We start from the raw sequence: 21,773 nt of genomic DNA, 5'->3' as shown, positions 1-21,773 counted from the left end.
CGACGGTCGGTCCGATGAGCCGACGTCACGTATGGCGATGGCGGCGGGGCGCGGGATGAGGATCAGCACACCGGACCGTACGGCTCGGTGGTCTTCAGGTCGCGGCGCCTGGTGTTGTCGCTGGGTGGCGGGGGCTGGGGGCTGGGGGCCGGGTCAGGAAGCGGTCGAAGTGATCGTCGTTGACGATGCCGTTGTCACTCATGAAAACCGGGACGATGGAGCAGATGACCGCGCGGTCCATTACCCGGGCTCGCCACTTTTTCCGTTCGCAGGACACAGGCTGTGTCTTCACTGTGTAATTACTGTGTTCGGCGGGTTTGCGGGACAGGTAATGAACTGTGCTGCGCAGATTGAAATCTCGCCCAGGCCAGTCAAAGGATTCCCCTGAGTCTCACAAGAATTTCCTTGAAACGGGCCTCATTGGCGTGGAGGGCTCGCCTGGTATCGAAGACTGCTGGACATGGCAACGACTGTTCTCGACCTGTCCGCCCGCCCTGTCAGTGCCGATCGTCGCGCACCTTGGAGATCGCCGGTGGGCCAACCCGCGTACGCGCGCCCGGCGCTGCTGGTCATCACCGTGCTCGCGGCCGTGCTCTACACCTGGGGGATCGAGCACAGCCAATACCACACGTTCTACGCGAACGCCGCCCGCAGCATGACGGAGAGCTGGAAGGCCTTCTTCTACGGCTCTTTCGACCCTGGCAATTCCATCACGCTGGACAAATTGCCGGGATTCCTGTGGCCGCAAGCGCTCTCCGCTCGCATCTTCGGATTCCATCCGTGGGCGCTGACTTTGCCTCAGGTCATCGAGGGAGTGGCGAGCTTGCTGGTCCTGCACCGTTTGGTGCGCCGTTGGGCCGGCGTACCCGCGGCGCTGATCGCCAGTACGGCGTTTCTGCTGACGCCGGTCGCCGTGGGACTCTTCCGGACCGCGGTCGAGGACCCCGCCTTCACGCTGTGCGTGCTGCTTGCGGCTGAGGCCACGCAACGCGCGGCCCGGGACGGCCGACTGCGCCCGCTGATGCTCGCCGGTGTGTGGGTCGGGCTCGGCTTCCAGGCCAAGATGCTGGAGGCGTGGGCAGTGCTTCCCGCGCTCGCTCTGGTCTACCTGATGGCGGCGCCGGTCACGCTGCGGAGGCGGCTCGCGCATTTGGGCTTGTCGGCCCTGGTGATGACCGCTGTGTCGGCGTCCTGGATGCTCGCGGTCACGCTCACCCCGGCCAAGGACCGACCCTACGTGGATGGCACCACCAACAACTCCGCGTTCAGCATGGTGGTCGGCTACAACTTCCTGAATCGTTTTTCGTCGCTCGGTATCAGCGCCGCTTCCACGGGCAGTGTGAGCGCGACGCAGGGCGGCGGGGGCGGCCATGGAGGACCGAACGGGGCCGCGGGTGCCGGCCGGATGGGACAGGGCGGCCCGGCAGGGCAGTACGGCCTGAACGGTAAGTCCGGTGCCGGCCGGTACGGCGGCAGCGGCCGGCCCGATGGAGCCCTCCAGGGGACTGACCAGAAGACCGGCACCGGAGCCGTTCGCGGCACCCACCACCGTCACACGGGTGTGGCCGGCGCGCAGGGCAGCCAGGCCGCGCAGGGTCAAGGTGTCGGTCGGGCCGGCGGATCCCGGGCGAGCGCCGTAAGCCAGGCCGGTGGCGGTGGCGGCCCGGGCGGAGGCCAGAACGGCTGGTCCAAGATGTTCGGCGCGTCGCTCGCTTCGCAGACCGGTTGGCTGTACCCGATCGCCGCCATCGCCCTGGTCTGCGGCCTGCTCTGGCGCCGGGGCAAGCCGCGCACCGACCGGGCCCGCTCCGGGTTCGTGCTGTGGGGCACCTGGCTGGCCACGTACTTCATGGTCTTCAGCGCGGGCAGCGTCGGCGGCCACACGTACTACATGGGCGTGATCGCGGTGCCGCTCGCCGCGCTCACCGGGGGCGGCGTCGCGCTGATGTGGCGCGCCTACCGGGCCGGCGGCCGACGCGCCTGGGTGTTGCCGGCCGCGGTGGCGGCGACGGCGGCGTGGAGCGCCTACCTGGCCGGCGAGTTCCCGTCGTTCCTGCCGTGGCTGGTGCCCGCGGTGGGCGTGCTCGGTCTCGCCGCCGTCGTCCTGCTCGTGCTGTCCCGTCCCGGTCGCACCGTCTCCGGCGGGCGGCTGGCCCTCGCCGGACTGGCCGCGTCCCTCGCGGCGGTACTGATCGCGCCGAGCGCGTGGGCAGTGCAGATCTTCAACCCCTCGTACGGTAGCTCCGGCATGGGTGCGGTCGGTCCCTCCGGCATGAACCGCGGCCACCGCTCGGTGACTTCGGCGGCCCCGCGGATGGGCCAGATGGCCTGGGGCGGCGGCACGGCGCGGGCCATCGGGGCGGGCCGTCGGAGCATGGGCGGCTTCGGCGGCTTCGGCGGCTTCAGCGGGAACGGCAAACTCACCACGACCCAACGAAAGCTGCTCGACTACACCACCGCGCGCCAGGGTTCGGCCGCCTATGTCTTCGCCACCACCAGCTGGAACAGCGCATCCCCCTACATCCTCGGCACCGGCGCCCATGTCCTGCCACTCGGCGGGTTCAGTGGCAAGGTGCCCTTCCCGACCGAGACGCAGTTCCGGCAGCTGGTGAACTCCGGCAAGCTCCAGTACATCCTGCTGGGCGGCGGCCGCGGCAAGAGCTCGCCGTTCGGCGGCGGGACGACGACCAGCACGCAGATCACCAACTGGGTGCAGTCCACCTGCACCCGCGTCCCCGCCACCGCCTACGGAAGCTCGGACTCCTCCGGCGCCACATCCACCGCCCCGGACTTCACCGGCGCGGCTGTGGGAGAAGCCACCGCACAGACGCTGTACCGGTGCGTCCCCGGCCAGTGACCTGAACCAGCGGTTCAGGCGACCGGCCGGACGGCCCCTGCCCGCGCCACCCGCGGACGGGGGCCGCCACCGCGCCGGATCCGGTGTCATCACGGGATCCGTAGGTGTCCCAGAAGGCAGTGCGCTCGTCGTCTTTGACGCCGGCCATGCGGGTGGTCCAGCCGGGAGCCGGGTCGGAGGCACGGGGCGAAGGCGTGACGAGGGTCGGGTTTGGGCCGTCCCGGCCGATGTCGACGAACTTGACTGCAGGATCACCCGACTGCAACGTAGATCGTCGAGCTCGCCGCTCGCCTGGAAGGACGCGAGACGGAACAGGCTGGCTACGGCGACGTCATCCGGGACCACCGAGGCGTCTCGAAGCGGTCCCGACTTGCGCAACGCACAGTCCCGGATGGACTGAGCGGGCCCATTCCATCAGGGCCTCCCGCAGTCAGGGCTGGGTGAGCACGGAGAAGTCCACCGACCCGGCTCGGCCCGTCGACTTCCCCGCGCGTCCGGCGGGGGACAAGAAGGCCGTGGCTCTTGTCCCAGACCAGCTTGTCCATCGGGTCGATCCCACAGAACCGGTCGTATCCCAGTGCCACTTCCCAGCCCAAGTCCCGGATGATGATCGCGATGTTGCGCTGCCGCAGATCGTCAGGCACCAGGTCCTCCGGCACGGCCGTCACCAGGTTCTCCACCCCGACCAGCCGCGCCCCTGGCGTATGGACTCTCCGGTGGTTCCCCTCCGTGCGAGTCCAGATGTCCGGTCCGGTGTCCTCCTCGTGTCGAAACGCGTCGTCCCGTATGCGCGGCACGTGTTCCGTGCTGCCGCTGGACGGGCCGATCCACCGTTGTGTCGGCCGGCCGTGCTGACGGATAGTTGAGCGACGCTCCGTCAGACCTGCGTTCTTTGCGAGCCGGAGGTGCCGTGACCGAGATCTTCGTAAACCGCGAGCGTGAGCAGCAGCAGCTGCTTGACATGGCTACGGCGGTAGCCGGTGGCACGGGTCGTGCGTACTGCATCGAGGGCCCGGTGGGGATCGGCAAGACGGCGCTGCTCAAGGCGTTCCAGGAGAGGGCGGCAACCATGCCCGGGTTGCGGATCTCGAAGGTCACCTGCCACGGCCAGATCGGGGCTGAGAACTCATACGGCCCGATCATCGATCTCCTTGCGTTACAGCCGGCGCCGAGATCAGCGCAGCGCTGGACACGGCGCCGCCGCATCGCCACCGATCTGGCCCCCGACCTGCTGGAGCTGGTCCCCGTCGCAGGGACGGTGCTCAAACTGGGGACTCAGCTGATAAAGGACGTGATCAAAGAGCATTCTGAGGCCGATCCGAACGCGCTGATCGGACAGGTGGGCCGGGTCGCACAAATCCTCGCCGGCGCCCTCCTTCGAGCGGTGGTGGTGCATGGACCCACACTCCTCATCATCGATGACGCGGAGCGGATCGACCCCAGCAGTTGCATTGTGCTGGACTACCTGGCCCAGGCGCTGCCCTCCGCCCCGTTGGGACTCGTCCTTGTCCACCGGGACTCGGTCTGGGCCGCAGAACAGCACCCGCTGATCGGGCTGCTGCGCACCTGGCGCTCCCACGGCCTGGCGCGGGCCATCCGCCTGGAGGGTCTTCCGGACACCGCAGTCGGGGAGTACCTCCGGCAGCAGCTGAACCTGCCCCACGACGAGGCGGCTGTCCGCGGCCTCCAGGACCTCACCGCCGGTCATCCCCTGCTCCTTGCCCAGTACGTCACCCTGGTGCGGGACCGGCAGGAGGCCGACAACCCCGAAGGCCGCAGCCCGGCCGACATGCTCACTGATCCCGGTCTCCCGGAGGGCCCCCTGCTCGACACGGTCGAGACAGTGCTCTCCGAGCGGCTGGCGCTGCTGGATCCGGCCACGATCCGGCTCCTGGTCATCGCCGCGACTCAGGGGCGCCTCTTCCTCTCCGCGGTCGTGCAGGAGGCGTCCGGACTGTCGCGGGAGGAGGTCCTGGAGCGGCTGTACGAGGTCGAGGAGCGGGGCGGCTTCATCCAGGCGGTGCCGGGACCGGAATGGGCTGCGGACACGCGATCCGACTGCTACCAATTTCAGCACGCCCTCGTACAGCGTTCCTTGTACGCGAGGCAGAGCGGACAGCTTCGCCGCGACCGACACCTGGCCGTGGCCGAGGCGATCGACCGCTTGCTCCGCCCGTTCGCCGACCCCCCGCGTGACCTGCTCCTCGATCTCGGTCGGCATTACCACCTCGGAGGCGCTATGCAGTCGGCTGCCCGCCACAACTACCGCATGGCGCTGGATCTCGCCCACACCGGTTCTTCATACGCCGAGGTCGCCGCCTTGTGCAGCCAGGCGATGAACGCTCTGCAGCGGCTGCCGAGCGATGGCGGCGACAACGACCGTCTGCGGGTGAGCACACTCGAACTCCTCCTGGTGACCTCCGAGACCTACTGGGAGGCTTCGGACTCGGACGAGAGCGGCGTCCTGCGGCTGGCCGTGGAGGCAGCGGAGGCCGCCGACCGGGTGGGCGATCCGCCGCTCCAGGCGCGTGCCGGCTTCCTGTACGGCAAGATCCTGCTGCACACACGGGGCGCGGAAGCCTCGCTGAACGTCCTGGCTGACGCTCTGGCGAGGACCGGCAAAGAGAGCGACCCGGTCAACTGGTTCCTGATCGCCGCCGAGTACGGGGCCCAGCTCACCCAAAGCGACCTGGTGCGCGGGATGGCAATGATGCACGAGGCAGAGGAGTTGCTGCACCTTGCACCTCAACTTCGCGATGCGCAGGATGCCGTGGTGAGACTGATTGCTGACCAGCTTGAGCAGCATCTCGGCATCAACCACCTTGACGCGGGCGACCCGCACGGAGCGCAGGTCCGGCTGACTGCTGTCCTCGAACGGCTGCAGGCCCGCGGTGCCACCGACCAACTGCAGCCGCCGCTGAACTACCTGGCCCAGACCCGGATCGCGCTCGGCGACCTCATGGGGGCGCAGGAACTGCTTGACGAAGCCATTGGCCTGACCGATCGCTCCGGCGCCGATGACTCCCCTCCCAGCGCCTGGCATGCGTACCAGGTGGCGCTGCTGGGGCACGTCGCGATGCTCCGGAACGACACGGAGACCGCGCTGGAACGGCTACGTGCCTCGGTTGACGAGGTTGACCGGTCCGGAATCGTGAGCATCGCTCCCCTTGTCCACAATTACCTGGCCGAGGCCCTGCTGGAGGCCCACCCCGCCGACGACCGCCGCATAGCTGAGGCAGAGCGCCTGGCGGCGCAGAACGCCGCCGACTGCCGACGGGCAGGGGCAGCGCGCAGTGAGGTGGTCGCCTGGTCGCTGGTGGCCCGCGCCCGGCTGGCACAGGGGCGGCTCCAAGAAGCTCTACAGGCCAGTGCCATCGCTGTGGAGATCCTCGAGGACAGCGGGGGACGGCTTCCCACGGTGAGCGTCGAAGAGATCTACTACCACCACGCCAAGGCACTCGCCGCCACGGGCGACCAGGACGGCGCAACCCGGTTCCTGGAGCGCGCGTGGCAAGAGATCCAGTACAAGGCTGTCTCCCTCACCGGCCCGGCGCGCCGTCGTTTCCTGGACAACGTCCCGATCAACAGGTCAGTCGCCGGGGCCCTGGGCCACAACGAATGACCGCGGCGAGCGGAGGTGATCCGGGGGCGGTGCCTGTAGGGAGTCCCGGCACGTGCTACTGGCGCCGCCTGCAACCTGTGGATCGTGTCGCTTCCGGCGACGCCTCGAACGTCCGTCGGAGCCAACCCGGACTGGAAGAGTGGGGCCAGGTCAGAGCGGGAAAGCCGCATCTCAGGGGGCGTCGTTGCCGTTCCGCGCGCAGGGCTTCCAGTAGCGTTCGAGGTTTCTCGTTGCTGAGGCGTTCGATGACGGCGGCGATCGCGGCGCGTACACCCGTCGGCGGCAGCGCAGTCGACCGTGTGACAGGACGATCGGTACCGGCGGGCTCGAGGACCCTTACTGGCGCCTCAGCCCGTGGCGGTCGGCCCAGGCACTGATCGCCGCGGCCAGCTCCTCGGGGCGGTCCTCCGGGGAGTGGTGGCCCGCGAGGCCGTGGTGGGAGACTTCCAGGCCCGCGATGTTCTCCTCGCACCAGGCCACGGTCCCCTGGTCGGTCATCGCGCCCGGGCCCGGCTCGAACGCGGCGAGCAGCTTGGGGACCTCGGGGCTGGCGGCCAGCCAGGCGTCGTAGCGCTCGACGCGGGCCACGACATCGGCGGGCTCGCCGTCCAGCGGCATCATGCGCGTCCACGCCAGCACCGGGCGTCGGCTCTGCGGAGTCGGGAAGGGACGGCGGTAGACCTCCAGGTCGGCAGGGACGAGCGGTGTGGCCAGTGTGTCCGGGAGCCCCTCGATGAACAGCGACTTCTCCAGAATCATCTCCTCGCCCATCCCGGGGGTGCGCAGGAGGGTGAACAGCTCCCGCCCGGCCGCCGGGAACTCGTCGCCGAACAGCGGCTTGACGATCGTCTCGGTGAAAGCGAGGCCGCGGACGCGGCCCGGAAGACGGGCGGCGCGGTCAAAGGCCAGTGCGCCGCCCCAGTCGTGGCCGACCAGGACGGCCTCGGCAAGGCCGAGGCCGTCGAACCAGGCGTCGAGGTAGCGGGCGTGGTCGTCGAAGGAGTAGGCCAGGTCGGGCTTGCCGGAGTCGCCCATGCCGATCAGGTCGGGGGCCAGCAGGCGGCGGCCGGGCGCGGCCACCCCCGGCAGGACGTTCCGCCACAGGTGGGAGGAGGTGGGGTTGCCGTGGAGGAAGACGAACGGTAGCCCGTGAGGGTCGCCGGACTCGCGGTAGTGGAGAGTGGAGTCGAGGACGGGGAGGGTGGGCACGACGGTGTCACTTCGCTTTCATTACGGGGATTCAGAGGTTGAGGCTCAGGACGCGGTCGACGGCGATCTCGACGACGACGAGGTCCGATGGGGTGGGCGGGGTCGTGCGGTAGCGGGCGGTGTAGCGACGGACCGCCTCGGCCAGGCACGCGGGGTCGTCGGTGACGGCGGCCCGGCCTTCGAGGGTGACCCAGCGGAAGCTGTCCGCCTGGCAGAGCGCGACACGGGCCGCCGGTCCGCCCGCCGACACGTTCCGAGCCTTGCGGGCCGCCGCCCGGGTGGTCACCCGGACCAGGCAGGTGGCCGCGTCGAAGGTGAAGTGGACGGGGGTCACATGTGGGGTGCCGTCGGGGCGGAGGGTGGTGAGGGTGGCCGTCCGGGGGCGGGTGAGGAACGCCCGCGTGCCGGCCGGGAGTTCGACTGTCGCCCGGCTCACTTCTTCTTCACGCCCTCGTTCCAGATCAGCTTGGCGATGTTCGGCTTCACGGCCGTGGTGATGACGCCCATGGCCGTGCGGACGTACCGCCGCTCCTCCAGCTCGCGCAGCATGCTCGCGGCCAGGTCGGCACGGGCGGTGAAGACGCCGTCAGCGCTGGTCTCGGCGGTGTGGAAGTCCGTGACGACGGGGTGCTCGAAGAGGCCCGAGGGCCGGACGAGGGTCCAGTCGAGGCCCGTCTGACGGATCACGGCCTCCATACGGCGCATGTCCTCGTGGAGGGTGCGGCCGAGGCGTCGGTTCACCAGCGGGTCGAGCACATGGTTGAAGAAGTGCGCGCCGGTGGGGCGCCAGCCCGGGTCGGCGATGCTGGAGCTGACGGCGAGCAGATGCTTGACGCCGTGACGGGCCATGGCCCCGGTGATGGCTTTGGCGCTCGCCGAGTACGTGGTGATGGTCTCCTTGCTGAAGCGCGCACCCAGCGCGGAGAGGACCGCGTCCGTCCCGCCGATCGCGGCGGCGACGGCCGCCGGGTCGGTGGCGTCGGCGACGACAACGGCGAGGCCGGGCCGCTCGGCGAGGGAGCCGGCGCGGCGGGTTACGGCGACGACCTCGTGGCCGGCGGCGAGGGCCTGGTCGGTGAGGTGGCGGCCGGTCGGTCCGTTGGCGCCGAAGACTGCGATACGCATGGTGTCGGGTCATCCCTTCGTGTGGAACACGGAACGCCCTTGACTGTGCCGATCACGAAACGCAATGCTCAACGCTGATGAATAACGCCGCCCCTGCTCCCGCCCGCACCCGTGGCCGCCCCCGCGGCAACCCGCCGACCCGCGAGTCGATCGTCTCGGCGGCCCGCGCGCTGTTCCTGGAGCGCGGCTACCGGCGCACCACCCTGCGCGCGGTGGCCGAGGCTGCCGGGGTGGACCCGGCGCTGATCGCGTACCACTTCGGCTCGAAAAAGGGCCTGTTCGCGGACGTGATGCAGTTCCAGTGCGCCAACGCGCTGGCGGTGGAGGACGTCCTCGGCGGAGACCCGGCCACCCTCCCCGACCGCCTGATCGACGCGGTGACGGACCTGTGGGAGGACGCCGACTTCCGACAGCTCACCGCCCAGGGCGACGAGGCCGCGGAGGTGATCCGTGAATACCTGGAACACGAGCTGCTGTCCCGGCTTGTTGAATTTCTCGGCGGCCGGGACGCGACCGCCCGCGCCACGGCCGTGGTGACGATTCTCGGCGGCCTCATCTACACCCGCTACCTGAACCCCCTCCCCACCCCCGCCACCCTCACCCCGTCCGAGACCCGCCGCATCCTCACCCCGGCGCTGCGCGCGGCACTGACCCCGCGACCACGCGCCGCGGCAGCCACCAGCGCAGGCCGTCGGGGCTGACCGGTCTCCGGTGGAGGCTCCCTCCAGCCTTGACCACCTGAGCGCCTCCAGTGCGGCCACTCGCGGGGTGCTGGGACATCGTGGTGAACCAGATCGCCAAGTCCCGGTACATGACGGGTGGTCAGCTGTCTTCCCCCCTGGTCATCAAGTCCGGCAACGGAGGCGGCCTGCGCCTCGCGCCCAGCACTCCCAGGACATCGCCAGCTGGGCCATGGCCGTTGCGCTGGGGACGCTGCTCGCGGAGCGGGCGTGCCGGACGGTGTGGTCCACGTCGTCCCCTCACGCCGCTCCGCCAGCATCGCCGAGGTCCTGCTCTCCGACCCTCGGGTCCGCGAGGTGTCGTTCACCGGCTCCGCCGGGGTCGGGCGCGAACCGGATCGGTGGTGAACATCTCCATGGAACTCGGCGGGGACGCACCGCCCTCGTCCTCACCGACGCCGATCCCGACGAGGCGGTCACCGGCGCGATGGTCGCCAAGATGCGCGACGGCGGAGAGGCGTGCACGGCCGCCAACCGCTTCTACGTGCAGGCCTCGATCGCCGAGGACTTCGGTCGCCGCCTCGCCTCGGCGATCGCCAGCGCGGTCAGAACCGTGTCGTTGGCATTGCTGTTGCCGACGGTGAGCCGGAGTCCTTCGCCGGGGTAGTGGCGCGCCTGGACGCCGGCTTCGGTGAGTGCTGCGGCGCCCTCATCGATCGGATCGGGTGCGGCGAGCCAGACGGAATTGGCGTGGCCGCGGCGTACGCGCCAGCCGAGGGATACGAGTTCACGCCGGAGCCGTTCGCGTTCGGCGACGACGGTGTCCACGCGTAGCCGCAGCTCGCTTTCGGCCCGCAGTGATGCCTTCACTGCCGCTGTCGCCACCGCGTTGATCCCGAAGGGCAGCTGTTGCCGACGGATTCGCTCAATCAGGTCGGGAGAGCCGATTCCGTAGCCGACCCGCAGGGCGGCGAGGCCGTAGGCCTTGGAGAAGGTGCGCAGTACCAGCAGGTTGGGATGTGCGTCCAGGAGCGCGGGTGTATCCGGCACGTCGGTGTCGCGGGCGAACTCCACGTACGCCTCGTCGAGGAGCACGGTGACGTGTCGGGGGACCTGACGCAAGAACGCCGACAGTGCGTCTGCGGTGACGAGGGTCCCGGTGGGATTGTGGGGATTGCACAGCACCACGACGCGGGTGCGGTGGTCCAGCGCCGCGAGCAGGGCGCCCAGATCCTGGTGTCCGACCGACGACAGGGGGATCGGGACGGGTTCGGCGCCGACCATGGCGGCCAGGAGGGGGTAGGCGTCGAACGTGCGCCAGGCGTAGGCCACTGCGTCCCCGGGCTGGACAACTGCCTGGAGCAACTGCAGGGCCACGCCGACCGATCCGCTGCCGACCGTCACGCGGTCGGAGGTCACCCGGCACCACGCGGCGATCCGCTCGATGAGGTCGTCGGGGTGGAACTGCGGGTAGCGATGGGCCTGTGCGACGGCCCGGTGCATTGCCTCGCGTACCGAGGGCAGTGGGGGATACGGGCTCTCGTTCAGGGCAAGGCGGTGCAGCACAGGGATGTCCATGGCTCAGTCCCGTCCGCCGTGCCAGCGAACGGCGACGGCACCGGCGAAGTCGCCCGCATGGGCGAATCCCCCGAGCACCATCAGATCGCCGTCCTTCACCTGCCACGAGCTGATCGCCCGGTCCAGCGTGACCGGGATCGCCGCTCCGAACAGATTCCCGTACTCGTCGAAGGTGTTCAGGTGCCGTTCGGCCGGCAACTGCAGCGCCTCTCGCCAGTTTCGCAGGAAGGTGCGGTTGGGCTGATTGGTGATGAGGACGTCGATGTCGGTGCTCGCCACGCCCAGCCGTCGGCACAGGTCCGTGATCACCTCGGGGACGAGGCGGTTTCCGCGTGCCAGGACCTTGGCGACACTGGCGTCGGTGAACCCGATCCGCAACTGGGACTCTCCCGGCTCCCAGTACTTGCGACCGTCGTCGACCGCCACGGTCATGTCGCCGGCGTACTCGCCGATGTGCCGGGTCTCCACGTCGAGGACCGGCGACTTCGCCGACGTCGTCACGTACCCCACACCGCACCCGTCGCCCGGGATTGCTGCCTGGGCGAGTTTGCGCACCTCGGACTGGGTGAACCACTGCCCCGCGGCGCTCTGCGCGTTGCATATCAGCGCGGTCTTCGCGTCGGTGGAGGTGAGGATCTGCCGGGCCATCTTCACCATGTACACGAAGGACGCGCAGCCCGCGTTGGCCACGTCGACGAGCCACTCCGGGTTCAGGCCCAGCCGACGCGCCACCTCGGTTCCGGCGCCCACGAAGGGCAGGTCCGGCAACTGGCTGTGCACCAGCAGCACGTCGACGCCTCGGATCTCCGCCTTGCCATGCCGTTCGATCAGGGGCTGTACGGCGCGCTCGACCATGTCCGCGTTGGTCTCGTCCCTGGCCACGTGGTGCCGTAACGGCGGGACCTTGAACATGGGGTGGTCGCGGAGCTTGTCCTCGGCTCCGGGGAAGTCCGTGTAGAACTCCGCGGGGACCGGCTCACCGGGCAGGTAGCTCGCGACGTCGGTGAGGCTGACCGTGGTCACTGCGCCACCGCCCTCGCCGGAGCCGAACCGATGGGCAGGCCGCGCCGGTGACGGTGTTCCAGGATGGCCTTGAGGTTGTGCATCTCCACGGTGTGCCCTGCGTAGAAGAGGTCCCAGTAGTCGCCCACCCAGGGCCGGTCCGGGCGAGGAGCCAGGTCGGGGCGCGGGTTGTCGTCGTAGTAGGGGTGCCGGCAGTTGGTCCAGGTGATCACCGACCCCGGCTTGTCGAGTACCAGTCGGGCCGGGACGATCCGCATGAGGTAGATCATCCACAGCTTCTGGCCCTGGTCCCAGGAACAGTGGTAGTCCACGGTCATGGCCTCGGGGTTCGCGAGCACCTTGCAGTAGATCCTGGTGTCGTCCTCCAGCCGGTCGTGACCGACCCACAGTCCCGGTGTTCCGGTGGGCGCGAAGTCCCGCAGGCTGCAGGTCCACTCCTCCAGATGGTGCCCTTGGCGCAGGTAGTCGTAGGCCTGCTCCGGGGGGCAGTCGACGTACTCGTGGATGGTGCAGTACTGCCCGTAGACCTGATGGTGCGGGTAGACCGCGTGGGTGAGCTCCATGCAGTGGGCGGTCAGTTCCTCCTTGCCGGCGTTCTCGATCCGGACCAGACCGGGGATGTCAGCCAACGTGGACGACTCCTCGCTCATCTGAACTCTCCTTGCTCTTGGTGCCGTTGGTGATTTCGGTGAAGGACTGGAAGGGAAGGAACGGCGGGATCTCCCGCGGGTCGCAGTCCACCGCGACGAACGCCGGGCCGCCGCCCGCGTTGCCGCGCAGCAGTGCCGTGTGCAGTTGCGCCGCGTCAGTGGCGCCCGTGGTCTGAAGGGACGGGAAGGCGGCGGCCACTCCGGCCGCGAGGTCGGTCCGGGCGAACAGGTCATTGCTGCGGACGCGGCCCTGGAGGAACTCCTCCCGCAGCGCGCACATGGCGTGGGCGTTGTTGTTGAAGATCACGAACGTCACGGGTGCGTCGTACTCCACGGCGGTGTGCACTTCCATTCCGTGCATGAAGAAGGCCCCGTCGCCGGCGAGGACGTAGGTGCGTCGGCCGGTGGCGAGCGCTGCGCCGATGCCGGCACCGAAGGTGTAGCCCATGCCGCCCATGCCGACCGCCACCACGAAGCGGCCGTGGCGCGGTGCCGGGAGGAGATGGACCGCGCTGGCCCCCGTGTTACCGGCGTCCACGAAGACGTGTGCGTCCTGGGGGAGTGCCGCCTCCACCGCGGCGACCGCCTGGGCATGGGGGACGGTTCGCTCCCGGGCTTGAACAAGCGGACCCGGCATGGGTGTGGGAAGGGGGCCGGTGTGCGGTGGGCAGGGACGTGGGTGCGACGGCAGTCGGGCGGTCACCGCGCGCAGCGCGTCCCGCAGGTTCCCACCCAGTGAGATGCCCGGCACGAACGGCGGTTCGGGGCCGAGGCAGACGACGTCGGTGCCGGCCAGGGCCCGGTCGAGGCCGCCGCGTGCCAGGAGCGGCAGTCGGGTGCCGACCAGCAGGCACAGCTCGGCCCGGTGCAGGCAGTCTTCCACGTTGGCGTGGCCCATCACCCCGGCCACGCCTGCGAATCGGGGATCACGGTTGTCGAAGACATCCTTGGCGTCCGGGGTGACCGCCACCCATGCCCCGAGGGACCGGGCCAGTTCGGCCAGATCCCCACGCGCGTCGGCGGCGGCGACATCCTCACCGGCGATGACGAGGACGCGACCTGCCCCGCGAAGGACGTCCGACACGGCGCTGACGGCGGCTGGGTCGAGCCGCGCCGTGGATGCCGTCGTGGGGCCGCCCGGTGTCGGGGCCGGGTCGCGGGCGGGCACCTGGATCCGCGCCTGCTGCACGTCCTTGGGCAGCAACAACACGGCCGGCCCGCGTGGATCGGCCTGTGCCGCCGCAACTGCCCGGGGCAGCAACTCGGTGAGCGAGTCCGCGTCGTCGACCCGGGCGCAGAACCGGGAGACGGGTGCGAAGACCTCCTGTGCGTCGAAGGAGCCCGCCTTGCCGCTGGAGTCCTGGAACGCCCCGTGCCCTTCCTGGCCGGTCGGCGGCTGGCCCACCAGGGCCAGCACGGGCACCCGGGAGGCGTACGCCTCCGCCAGGCCCGGTACGAGGTTCATCGCCCCGCCGCCCGAGGTGGCGGCGACGACGCCGAGGCGCCTGGTCGTACGTGCGTATCCGTCGGCCATGGTGACGGCGGAGAACTCGTGTTTGGCGACGACGCCGCGGACGACGCCGCCGCGGTGCGCCGCGTCATACAGGTCCTCGATGTTCGCGCCACCGACGCCGAATATGTGGGTGACGCCGGCCCTGGCCAGTTCCCCGGCCAGATAGTCGACCACGCGTACCGTTTCCGCCTCGCTTGATTCCGAGATCGTGGTGGTCATGCGGGGCTCCCCTTCCTCTCGTGGTGCCGGTCGATGAGCCCGGACGGCGACATGACCTGAAAGCGGTGCCGGTATTCCTTGGGGGTGAGTCCCAGGGTTCGTCCGAAGGAGCGGAAGAACGTCTCGGTGGCGGCGAATCCGCAGCGTGCGGCTATCTGGCTGGTCGTCAGGTCTGTTGTTTCCAGCAGTTCGCGCGCACGGGCGATACGCGTCTGCTCGACGTACTGGCCGGGTGTCGACCCCACCTCGCGCCGGAAGACCCGGGCGAAGTTGCGCTGACTCATGTTGGCCTGCCGCGCGATCTCGGCGACGGGTAACGGGCCGTCCAGGTTGTCCAGGATCCACTCCTGCGCTGTCCGGATCGGCGGGTGGTCGGCCAGTTGTGCGTCGAGGACGGCGCTGTACTGGGACTGTCCGCCGTGCCGCTTGAGGAACAGCACCAGGAACCGTGCCGTCTCCAGCGCGAGCGCCGATCCGTGATCGGCCTCCACAAGAGCCAGCGCCATGTCGATGCCCGTCGACACGCCCGCGGAGGTCACGAAGGGGCCGTCCCAGACGAAGATCGGTTCGGCGTCCACCGTCACTTCCGGATAGCGGCACGCCATCGCCTCGCTGTACGCCCAGTGTGTGGTGGCGCGTCTGCCGTCGAGGAGGCCCGCCTCGGCCAGCAGAAAGGATCCGCCGCAGACGGAGGCGACTCTGCGTGCCCGGGCCGCTGCCCTGCCGATCCAGGACACGAGCGCGTGGTCCCCGAGCGCGTTGGCGAGACTCCATCCGCCCGGCACGAGGAGCGTATCGATCGGGCCCTGTCCTGCCTCCAGCGGTGAGGCCTGCAGCACCATCCCCGAACTCATGCGCACCAGCGGCGCGTCGGCGGAGACGAACTCGGTCCGGTAGCGGGCGCCCGAGGGGCCCAGGAGCCGGTTCGCGGTATCGAACACTTCAATCGGTCCGGTGACGTCCAGGGCCATCGCGCCCGCGTACACCACCACAACAACACGTCGCTCCAACACGGTCACAGCCTGTATCGGCTGTCGCACTGGCTGCAATGACAGATTACTGACGTATCCGGCCAACATGCGGCGCCGGACGGTCAGGAAGGGCCCTGTCCAGGCACTTCGCGCGCGGAGCGGGCAGCGATGGGTGAGGCAGCTCACAGGGCGTCGGGAGGCTGCGGGCTGCGCCGAAGCCCTCGCCTCCGCACCACCTCCGGCTTCGAGGCCTTCTGGTGCCGCCGGCGCTTCGCGCGTATTTCTCCGCGCGTGGTAAGTGATCGGCTGGAGCCGCTGAACAGGTGAGGATGCAGGCATGAGAATGCCTTTCGGTCATCCGAGCCTGCGCCCCTATCTGCCGTACCGACAGCGCCCGATGACGAGCGATCTTGGGGTGGTCGCCCATTTCCTCGGCACCAGTTCCGTTCTCCTGTCGGACGGGGAGACCTCCGTGCTCAGCGACGGGTTTGTCACCCGGCCGGGGATGCTGCGCGTCGCCCTGGGCAGGATCGCGCCCGACCGCTCTCTTGTGCGCGCCACGATCGACCGACTGCGGGTGAAGAGTCTGGCCGCGGTCATCTGTGCTCACTCCCATTACGATCATGCCTTGGATGCGCCGGTGTGGGCGCTGGAGACCGGTGCGGAGCTGGTCGGATCGCCCTCCACCGCGAACGTCGGCCGCGGGCTGGGAGTGCCGGAGTCGTCCTTGCGCGTGGTCGCGGACGGGGAGACCGTCTCCTACGGCCGCTTCGACCTCACCTTCCTGGACTCCGCACACAGCCCCGGTGACCACTATCCCGGAACCGTCGACCAGCCCCTTGTACCGCCGGCCCGGGCCGGCGCATGGAGGACCGGCACCGCCTACAGCGTGCTCGTCGCCCATCCGACGGGCCGCATCCTGCTGCATGCCAGTGCCAACTTCCGCCCCGGCGCCCTGCGAGGCCGGCCCGCCGACGTCGTCTATCTCGGCATCGGCAATCTGGGCAAGCAGTCGACCGAGTTCCTGCGTACATACTGGGACGAGGTCGTGGCCGCGACCGGGGCCCGCCGGGTCGTCCTGGTGCACTGGGACGACTTCTTCGTCGGCCTGCACCGACCCCTGAGGCCCATGCCCTATTTCCTGGACGACATCGACGCCACGATGAGCCGACTGTTGCCCCTGGCCCGCCGCGACGGTGTCGATGTCGTCCTCCCCGTCACCTGGCAACCGAGCGCCCCCCTCGCCGACCTACCGTGAAGGCGTGCGCCGGCGGGGCCACGCGCGACGCCGGACAGTCCGGCTTGCGGCCCGCCCTCACGAAGTGAGCCTGGGGGGCGACAGGCGCCACGTGCTCATTCGGCTCAGCGTTCCTGGTCGGGTTGATCGAGCCATTCGTAGGGTTGGGTTGCCCAGGGGGCCGGGCGTGGCTGTCAGGCGGCTGTCGTCTCGTGGCTCACAACGCTTCGCCGCTCGGTGCCCCACGACGACTCGTCAAGGCCGTCGGCCAGGTCCAGGACGTCGCCGATCAGTTTCAGCAGCTCGGGCTCGTCGTCTGCCACCCGCCGCGACAGCAGGGCCTCGCTCTGCGCAGCGGCTGTCCGCACTTCCTGACCGGCGGCCAGCCCGCGCTGCTGCCGGCCCCTGCTGCTCAACCACGGTCAGGAGGTCCTCTACCTCCCCGGTCGGCTGGTCAGCCGGACCTGGGACGGCTACCGCGGCGAGGGCAGGACCGACGCCCGCGACGCCTGTGCCGTCGCCGACCAGGCCAGGATGCGCCGCGACCTGCGGCCTGTCCGTCCCGCTGACGAAGTCGCGATCGAGCTCAAGCTGCTGACCGGCCGCCGGGCTGACCTACCGGCCGAACATGACGCAGTACGACGTGAGATCACCCCAGTCCCCTCTTCGTTCGGGGCATCGTGGCGGGCCTTGCCGCGCTCGACGTGTTCTTCGCGATGCTCCGCGACGGAACCTTCCACGAACCCGGAACCCCCACGCCTCGCTTGACGGAACACAGAGAGGCACCCTCCGGAGTGTCGTGCCGTTCCCGAGCCGGCGCCGCCCCTCACCCCATTCTCTGCCCGAAATTGGGACAACCGTCCCTCCTCGGTGATGAGGCCTTCGCCAACCGAGATGATCATCCGGTAGGCGCCGAGGCGGCACTCGACGTTCCGCCCCCAGACCGTGGCGCAGAGCCCAACGTGACACTGCCCGATCACCGGGGAACAAGAGGCCACACCTGACGGTTTCCTTGATCGGGGACGCGTTGTCCAGCGTCCGCCCCGTACTTGAGCACTTCCCGGAAAGGTCGACACCTCCGTGTTCCAGCACATCCTGGTCGCCATAGACCCGAGTCCCGCACGCCACTCCGCTCTGCGCCTGGCCGGCGACATGGCCCGGCTGACTCAGGCCAAGGTCAATGTTCTGCACATCGCCGCATCCACCGCCTCACTGGCCGCTGTCGTCTCCTTGGAGGATGACGCCGAAGCCAAGGCCGTACTGGACGAGGCCGTTGCAGAACTGCGTGAGAGGGGCGTCGCGGCCGAAGGTAACGTCACCCAGGCGCTGACCAATCTGATCGCCCCCACTATCTCTGCTACTGCTGAGGAGGTGGGGGCCGACCTCATCGTCATCAGCCCCCACCACCGTGGATCCGTCGAGGCGTTCTTTCACCCCCGTGTCAGCGACGCCGTCGCCCACGCCAGCCGCGTAGCCGTGCTCCTCGCCCCTGAAGAGCTCGATGGGGATCACGCCTGACCGCTGAACACTGTGCACTGGAACGCAGCACCGTTGCGTTTACGGCCGTGAGTATTTCGCGAGTCCGTGCTCGAAAAACGTGATGGTGGCGTGGCCTGTGTAAGTTCTGGCTGGTCATGGGCTGTTGTCCGGCGTTCGGTCCGCACTTGCTGGTGGGGTTCTGGCGGGTGCGGGCCTTGACGCGGTGTCGGTGCCGGTGCCGGTGCCGGTGGCGAGCGGGGCGTCGAGGGCGGCCCCGCCGATGGTGCCTACGAGGTCGGCGGGGCCTGGTTGGGGCAGGATGCCGGTGGTCGTGGCGATGGTGCCGGTGGCGGTGCCACGCAGGATGGTGAGGCTGATCCGGTCCCTTCATGCCGGGCAGCGTGCAGGGGGTGTCGGCGGCTGAATGGCCCCAGGCCACCTGGCGCGGCAAGTTCATACGGTGAAAGCCACACCTGGTGTCTGGTGTCTGGTGTCTGGTGTCTGGTGTCCGGTGGTCCGGCGCGACGGGCGGGGTGTCAGTCCGCCGGGACAGGGGCGGGGATCTTTTCCTCGATGAACGCCCACTGCCCGCCGGGTGCCGAGAAGGGCGTGCCCGGAGGTACGGTCAGCCACACGGCGCCGTCGTCCTTCACGAGCAGCGTCCCCGCGGCATGTAGGCGGTGAACCGAGGCGATGGCCTCTTCTTCGTCGGCCGCGGTGCTCCCGGCGAGTGTGGTGGCCATGCCGCTGCTGCGTACGAGCGCGTCGAGATGTGCGCTCGCGAGGGTGGGCATCTTGGCGCCGTAGATGTCGGCATGGTCGATGAACACCTTGAGGGCCGCGGCTTCTTGGGAGTCGGCGCCGTACTTGGTGACAGCGTCCCGGAGGGCACTTCCGGGACCGCGTGCGAGGAACTCGGCGGTCGGCGTGGCCCACACTTCGTACCAGGCGCCGGGAGGTTTCAGGGAGTGTAGAGACTTGATGCGCGGCGGGCGGGGGCCGATCCGTTCTGCCGCGGCGGCGCGACGCGTGGCTTCCTTGGCCTGCCGCTGCCCCGGGGCAAATTTCTTTTTGCGTGCCATATCGTTCATAACGACCAGCATTCGGTTTCCGTTGCGCTTGCCGCGTTTTACGCCCGGTCGGTGGTACACGCGGTGGCCGCGGCTTTCGGTCCGCTTTGTCCAGCCGCCGACCCTTCCCCATCAGGTCGCCGCCCGGCGAGGAGCACCGCTGCAGCTGGCGCAAGGTCCCGTAGGGCTGAGCCCCGTACCCTGGAAACCGGATCCGGTGGCCGACTGCCCTCGCTGACCGTTGTCGACCTCCCTCCCGGAGAGGGTCGTTTTATGGGATGAGGTGGGGGCCGTCGGATGCGTAGCCTGTGCGCCGTGGCTGATCAGATACAGAAGATCGTGACGGGACTGCCGGACCTGAAGGACGTCACCGGCGTGTGGGCGGTGGTCGACGGCCGGGTCGCGCAGGGGGATGCCGTCTTCGCTGCGGACCTTGGCATCGCGCTCGCCAGGACATATGGCTCCGGACGACAGATGTGGCAGTACCGGGGTGTCTTCGATCATCTGCTTCGGCTGCTGGCCACCACCGCTGGTCCCGAGAATGTCGCCCAGGCGCTGCGGCTGGTCTCCTCGGCTGAGGTCGCTCCCAGGAAGCTGGATCGCTACATGGCCTCGTTGCTGGCCTCCAGCCACGACGCGAAGGATCTGGCCGCGGCGTTCACCAGCCGCGCTTCGGAGGAGCTTCGGGCCTGTCTGGTCACCGAACTGGTTCTCAGGGGTGTGGTCGTCGAGGAGGCGCCGGGGATCGCGGGTTGGGCGACGTCGCCGCATTGGCGTCATCACCCGCTGGGCTGGCTGCCTCTGACACTGTCCGACGTGGAAGCATGTGCGGATCTGCCGAGCTACAGCACCCGCGGCAGCAGCCACGCGATGCCGTACGGACCATCGGAGAGCCGCGAACAGGCGGTGATCGCCGAGGCGGATGTCCCGTCGGCGGAGGAGGCCACAACCGAAGCCGCAACCACGGCCATGGCCGTGGCGAACTGGGCCGAAGAGTCCAACGGGCGCATCGAAGCACGGGTTTTCGACCTCGCCGAACCCCTGGACACCCAGTCGCTCCCGAAGACACTCCTGACGCTGGGGCTGGAGTGCCTGTACGGGGTTGGGAGAAGGGCCCCCCTGTCGGTCGATGTGCGTCCGCCGGCTCAGGCGTGGCGAGTGCTCTTCGCGGCGGCATCCACGGGCGGGGCATACAACTCCGGTTCCTACGGCGCCTACGGCCGCCTCGCGGCTTGGCAGACCCTGGCCGCCCTGGCTGGGAGCCCGGAAGGCGCCACCGCCGGTGAGGTCGAAGCACGTGTGCGGGAGTGCACCTGGTGCGGCTTCGGCGCCGACACGAAGTGGTTCGAGCAAGTGGCCTGGGACATCGGTCTGGCTGCCCTTGCCCCGGACCGCCGGCGCCTGGCCGTGCTGGCCGCGACTGACACCGACTGAGGCGCCGGTGGTCCGTGCGTTGAACCGGTGGCCGACCTGACCCGGCGGCTGCCGGCCGCGGTTCGGCCGCCCGTTGAGCCGGGATAGGCGGGACGGAACCGAGATCAGAAGCGCCGAGCGGGTTCGTCAGCCCCGGGTGCCGACGAACAGGCTTTGCACGCTACGACCGATCGAGCCCCGCTCGTCGTGGAGGGCCGCTTCAGCCATCCCCATCCCGTCGGCGTCGATGCTGGTCCGGGCGTCGAGGCAGACCCACTCACCCAGCGGGTGCCGGTGCAGGTGCACGGTCAGGTCGGGGTTGATGAACACATGCGAGGCGAAGTCGAGCACATGGCTCAGCCCATTGCCGGAGTCTGCCGCCACCAGGACCCGGTCCAGCGGCATGATCTTCTCACCTTCCACCAAGGGCACGCGCATTCGCATCCAGCAGGTCGCCGGCCCTTGGCCGAGGAAGGAGCCCGCCGCGAAGCGGGTGTCCATGGCCGTGTGGTAGCCCACCTCCCACGGCACCGGGAAGAACGGCTCGGAGCGGGACCGCTCCGGGGGCGGGAAGGTGAGCGATTCACTCGTCGGTGACACCGAACCGGGTGCGGTCCGGATGTGAAGTGCCGTCGCCCGCATCACCTCGTCCGCTCCGTCAGGGGTCAGCGACGCCTCGACCAGCTCCACACTGCGTCCTTCTCTCAGGGTGCGGGTGGTCACCGAAAGCGGGCGCAGTGGCACCGGGCGCAGGATTTCGAAGGTGATGCGGGCCAGGCGCATGTCTTCTCGGGCGCCCGGACGCAGTTGGACGGCCCGGCCGAGCAGCGCCGCCGGTGGCCCGGCGTGCTGGCTGTGCTCGTCCCAGGGACCGCGGGTGTAGGCGGTGGGGACGAAACGCCGGTCCCCCGCCTGCTGGAAGAACGCCTCGGTATCGCTGACTGGCACGGCCACCGTTCTCCGCTCCTTCCGGCTGGTAGGCCGACATGTTACTCGCTGGTTCACGAGTCTCAGGTCACATGGCCAGGACGGTTATTGAGGTTTTCGGGTTGTCGTCGGGGGTGGTGACGGTTCATGATCCCTGCGGTATGCCGGTGGGATGCGGTATCCGGAGGGTGGGGGCCTGA

The 21,773-nt window shown here is 69.4% G+C and carries 17 protein-coding genes and 2 pseudogenes; 9 read left to right on the top strand and 10 right to left on the bottom strand.

The features are described 5' to 3' along the window. The first annotated feature begins 532 nt into the window (after window positions 1–532). Together AB0L95_RS37200 and AB0L95_RS37195 are read left to right on the top strand one after the other, a co-directional pair. Window positions 533–2,857 carry a glycosyltransferase family 39 protein gene (locus tag AB0L95_RS37200; RefSeq protein WP_365170149.1) on the top strand — a complete coding sequence of 775 codons (2,325 nt, stop codon included), beginning with the start codon at window positions 533–535 and terminating at the stop codon, window positions 2,855–2,857. A 910-nt stretch (window positions 2,858–3,767) separates the two neighbouring features. Next, window positions 3,768–6,479: an AAA family ATPase gene (locus AB0L95_RS37195; protein WP_365170146.1), complete on the top strand. Its 2,712-nt coding sequence runs from the start codon at window positions 3,768–3,770 to the stop codon at window positions 6,477–6,479. 336 nt (window positions 6,480–6,815) lie between these two features. Here AB0L95_RS37195 and AB0L95_RS37190 read toward each other — a convergent pair whose 3' ends face one another. From AB0L95_RS37190 to AB0L95_RS37180, 3 genes are read right to left on the bottom strand one after another with little or no spacing between them, the layout of a single operon-like run. Then, window positions 6,816–7,688, bottom strand: coding sequence for a haloalkane dehalogenase (locus AB0L95_RS37190; protein ID WP_365170143.1), 873 nt, complete (start codon window positions 7,686–7,688; stop codon window positions 6,816–6,818). 31 nt (window positions 7,689–7,719) lie between these two features. Next, window positions 7,720–8,124 carry a TIGR03618 family F420-dependent PPOX class oxidoreductase gene (locus tag AB0L95_RS37185; protein ID WP_365170140.1) on the bottom strand — a complete coding sequence of 135 codons (405 nt, stop codon included), beginning with the start codon at window positions 8,122–8,124 and terminating at the stop codon, window positions 7,720–7,722. Then, complete coding sequence (locus AB0L95_RS37180; protein WP_365170137.1) at window positions 8,121–8,813, bottom strand: NAD(P)H-binding protein; 693 nt, start codon at window positions 8,811–8,813, stop codon at window positions 8,121–8,123. The genes AB0L95_RS37185 and AB0L95_RS37180 overlap by 4 nt, the downstream gene beginning before the upstream one ends. A gap of 77 nt (window positions 8,814–8,890) precedes the next feature. On the opposite strand from AB0L95_RS37180, the gene AB0L95_RS37175 reads away from it, so the two are divergent. The 3 genes and pseudogenes from AB0L95_RS37175 to AB0L95_RS37165 all read left to right on the top strand — a co-directional run. Next, window positions 8,891–9,514, top strand: a complete 624-nt coding sequence (locus AB0L95_RS37175) for a TetR family transcriptional regulator (RefSeq protein WP_365170134.1) — start codon at window positions 8,891–8,893, stop codon at window positions 9,512–9,514. A gap of 249 nt (window positions 9,515–9,763) precedes the next feature. Then, a complete protein-coding gene (locus tag AB0L95_RS37170; RefSeq protein ID WP_365170131.1) occupies window positions 9,764–9,901 on the top strand; it encodes an aldehyde dehydrogenase family protein in 138 nt (45 codons plus the stop codon). Window positions 9,902–9,980: 79 nt separating this feature from the next. Continuing rightward, window positions 9,981–10,034 (top strand): annotated as a pseudogene (locus AB0L95_RS37165) (hypothetical protein); the annotation flags it as partial. Here AB0L95_RS37165 and AB0L95_RS37160 read toward each other — a convergent pair. From AB0L95_RS37160 to AB0L95_RS37140, 5 genes are read right to left on the bottom strand one after another with little or no spacing between them, the layout of a single operon-like run. Next, window positions 10,034–11,071, bottom strand: coding sequence for a histidinol-phosphate transaminase (locus tag AB0L95_RS37160; protein WP_365170128.1), 1,038 nt, complete (start codon window positions 11,069–11,071; stop codon window positions 10,034–10,036). The pseudogene AB0L95_RS37165 and the gene AB0L95_RS37160 overlap by 1 nt on opposite strands. A gap of 3 nt (window positions 11,072–11,074) precedes the next feature. Further along, window positions 11,075–12,094 carry a 3-oxoacyl-[acyl-carrier-protein] synthase III C-terminal domain-containing protein gene (locus tag AB0L95_RS37155; RefSeq protein WP_365170125.1) on the bottom strand — a complete coding sequence of 340 codons (1,020 nt, stop codon included), beginning with the start codon at window positions 12,092–12,094 and terminating at the stop codon, window positions 11,075–11,077. Continuing rightward, window positions 12,091–12,744 carry an SRPBCC family protein gene (locus tag AB0L95_RS37150; protein WP_365170122.1) on the bottom strand — a complete coding sequence of 218 codons (654 nt, stop codon included), beginning with the start codon at window positions 12,742–12,744 and terminating at the stop codon, window positions 12,091–12,093. The genes AB0L95_RS37155 and AB0L95_RS37150 overlap by 4 nt, the downstream gene beginning before the upstream one ends. After that, the gene (locus AB0L95_RS37145; protein ID WP_365170119.1) at window positions 12,716–14,476 is read right to left on the bottom strand and encodes a thiamine pyrophosphate-binding protein; all 1,761 of its coding nucleotides are present in this window, start codon (window positions 14,474–14,476) and stop codon (window positions 12,716–12,718) included. The genes AB0L95_RS37150 and AB0L95_RS37145 overlap by 29 nt, the downstream gene beginning before the upstream one ends. Beyond that, entirely contained in the window at window positions 14,473–15,489 is a 1,017-nt protein-coding gene (locus AB0L95_RS37140; RefSeq protein WP_365170116.1) for a GlxA family transcriptional regulator, read from the bottom strand. The genes AB0L95_RS37145 and AB0L95_RS37140 overlap by 4 nt, the downstream gene beginning before the upstream one ends. A gap of 295 nt (window positions 15,490–15,784) precedes the next feature. Here AB0L95_RS37140 and AB0L95_RS37135 point away from each other — a divergent pair, with 295 nt between their 5' ends. The 3 genes and pseudogenes from AB0L95_RS37135 to AB0L95_RS37125 all read left to right on the top strand — a co-directional run bounded on the left by AB0L95_RS37135 (window position 15,785) and on the right by AB0L95_RS37125 (window position 18,202). Next, the gene (locus AB0L95_RS37135) at window positions 15,785–16,705 is read left to right on the top strand and encodes an MBL fold metallo-hydrolase (RefSeq protein ID WP_365170113.1); all 921 of its coding nucleotides are present in this window, start codon (window positions 15,785–15,787) and stop codon (window positions 16,703–16,705) included. A 350-nt stretch (window positions 16,706–17,055) separates the two neighbouring features. After that, window positions 17,056–17,302, top strand: a pseudogene (locus tag AB0L95_RS37130) (transposase); the annotation flags it as partial. Window positions 17,303–17,764: 462 nt separating this feature from the next. After that, window positions 17,765–18,202 carry a universal stress protein gene (locus AB0L95_RS37125; protein ID WP_365170110.1) on the top strand — a complete coding sequence of 146 codons (438 nt, stop codon included), beginning with the start codon at window positions 17,765–17,767 and terminating at the stop codon, window positions 18,200–18,202. A gap of 497 nt (window positions 18,203–18,699) precedes the next feature. Here AB0L95_RS37125 and AB0L95_RS37120 read toward each other — a convergent pair whose 3' ends face one another. Further along, window positions 18,700–19,314 (bottom strand): hypothetical protein, encoded by a 615-nt coding sequence (locus tag AB0L95_RS37120; protein ID WP_365170108.1) that lies wholly within the window; start codon window positions 19,312–19,314, stop codon window positions 18,700–18,702. Between the two features lie 234 nt (window positions 19,315–19,548). On the opposite strand from AB0L95_RS37120, the gene AB0L95_RS37115 reads away from it, so the two are divergent. Further along, window positions 19,549–20,667 carry a DUF6183 family protein gene (locus AB0L95_RS37115; protein ID WP_365170105.1) on the top strand — a complete coding sequence of 373 codons (1,119 nt, stop codon included), beginning with the start codon at window positions 19,549–19,551 and terminating at the stop codon, window positions 20,665–20,667. A 126-nt stretch (window positions 20,668–20,793) separates the two neighbouring features. Here AB0L95_RS37115 and AB0L95_RS37110 read toward each other — a convergent pair whose 3' ends face one another. Then, window positions 20,794–21,600: a thioesterase family protein gene (locus AB0L95_RS37110; RefSeq protein ID WP_365170102.1), complete on the bottom strand. Its 807-nt coding sequence runs from the start codon at window positions 21,598–21,600 to the stop codon at window positions 20,794–20,796. Window positions 21,601–21,773: the final 173 nt, after the last annotated feature.

The organism is Streptomyces sp. NPDC052036 (assembly GCF_040680495.1).
Lineage (GTDB): Bacteria > Actinomycetota > Actinomycetes > Streptomycetales > Streptomycetaceae > Streptomyces.
This window is presented reverse-complemented; position numbering and strand designations above follow the sequence as displayed.

Bases quoted from the DNA above. Each gene is read 5' to 3' on its own strand.
- AB0L95_RS37180 (WP_365170137.1), bottom strand. From the start codon at position 8,813: ATGCGTATCGCAGTCTTCGGCGCCAACGGACCGACCGGCCGCCACCTC.
- AB0L95_RS37175 (WP_365170134.1), top strand. From the start codon at position 8,891: ATGAATAACGCCGCCCCTGCTCCCGCCCGCACCCGTGGCCGCCCCCGC.
- AB0L95_RS37160 (WP_365170128.1), bottom strand. From the start codon at position 11,071: ATGGACATCCCTGTGCTGCACCGCCTTGCCCTGAACGAGAGCCCGTAT.
- AB0L95_RS37150 (WP_365170122.1), bottom strand. From the start codon at position 12,744: ATGAGCGAGGAGTCGTCCACGTTGGCTGACATCCCCGGTCTGGTCCGG.
- AB0L95_RS37145 (WP_365170119.1), bottom strand. From the start codon at position 14,476: ATGACCACCACGATCTCGGAATCAAGCGAGGCGGAAACGGTACGCGTG.
- AB0L95_RS37135 (WP_365170113.1), top strand. From the start codon at position 15,785: ATGAGAATGCCTTTCGGTCATCCGAGCCTGCGCCCCTATCTGCCGTAC.